Annotated in this window: 2 protein-coding genes; both read left to right on the top strand. The window is 67.1% G+C overall.

Annotated elements, in window-relative coordinates; translation table 11 throughout:
• Positions 1-270, top strand: a 270-nt coding sequence (locus P2P98_RS16715; protein WP_275801387.1) for a transposase, incomplete at its 5' end; no start/stop codon positions are given.
• A gap of 5 nt (positions 271-275) precedes the next feature.
• A partial coding sequence (locus tag P2P98_RS16710) for an IS3 family transposase (protein ID WP_345799732.1) occupies positions 276-520 on the top strand: 245 nt, incomplete at its 3' end.

Genomic DNA, 520 nt, shown 5'->3' with positions numbered 1-520 from the left:
GCGCTCAGGATGCTCGCGGAGACGCGGCCCTCGCACCCGACGATGATGAGCGCCGCGCGGCATGTCGCAGGCCTGCTGGGGATGAGCCCGGAGACGCTGCGACTGTGGCAGCGCCAAGCGGAAGTCGACGCGGGCGCCAAACCCGGGCTGACAACGGAAGCGGCGGCGGAGATCAAGCGGCTGCAGAAGGAGAACGCCGAGCTTCGTAAGGCGAATGAGATTCTCAAGGCTGCGAGTGTGTTTTTCGCGAAGGAGCTCGACCGCCCCTGACCGAGATGATCCGGTTCATCAACGAACACCGGGATCGTTACGGGGTCGAGCTCATCTGCCGGGTCCTGAAACCCGCAGTCCAGGGGTTCCTCACCTCCCGCGGCTACCGCGCCGCCCTCGCCCGAACGCCGTCAGCGCGGCGGTTGCGTGACGAGCTGCTCGTGCCGGAGGTCGCGCGGTTGCATGCGGAGAACTACGGCGTCTACGGGCGACGGAAGATGCATGCGTTGATGCGCCGGCAGGGGTGGGA

Origin of the sequence: Microbacterium sp. Kw_RZR3, assembly GCF_029222405.1 — a bacterium.
GTDB lineage: Bacteria > Actinomycetota > Actinomycetes > Actinomycetales > Microbacteriaceae > Microbacterium.
Note: the sequence above shows the minus strand (reverse complement) of the source record. Positions and strands in the feature narration are given on the sequence as shown.